This window comes from Colwellia sp. 75C3, from assembly GCF_002836255.1.
Taxonomy (GTDB): domain Bacteria; phylum Pseudomonadota; class Gammaproteobacteria; order Enterobacterales; family Alteromonadaceae; genus Colwellia.
On record NZ_PJAU01000014.1, the window covers coordinates 1 to 469 of the forward strand.

1 protein-coding gene is annotated in these 469 nt (G+C 41.8%); it reads right to left on the reverse strand.

Going from position 1 to position 469, the window contains the following annotated elements; genetic code table 11:
- A partial coding sequence (locus tag CXF85_RS00100; RefSeq protein WP_157828990.1) for a hypothetical protein occupies window positions 1-469 on the reverse strand: 469 nt, incomplete at both ends.

The window sequence follows — 469 nt, forward strand, 5'->3', positions numbered from 1 at the left end:
AATTAACCCAGTGATGTTATCCATCAAGGTCAAGGTGAAATTATCGACTAATGAGCCACCTGTTAGGGTATTGAAGTTAACAAAGTTAACCGCATCAACCGTGCCGTCATTAATCACACCTTGGTTGGTTGCATTGATTACCCAGGTATTGACCATGTTACTTGCAGTTAATTCGTTACTGCCTGTACCGGTAACCGTTTCAATGCTTGAAATATCAGTACCGATAACCACTGACTGATTAGCTGTGTCAAGGGTTAAGGTATCATCACTTGCACCACCACTGATTAAGCCGGTGATATTATCCATCAAGCTCAAGGTGAAGCTATCGACTAATGCTCCACCCGTTAGTATATTGAAGTTAACAAAGTTAACTTCATCAATCGTGCCGTCATTAATCACACCTTGGTTGGTTGCATTGATTGCCCAAGTGTTCGTGATATTACTTGCGGTTAATGCATTACTGCCGGTG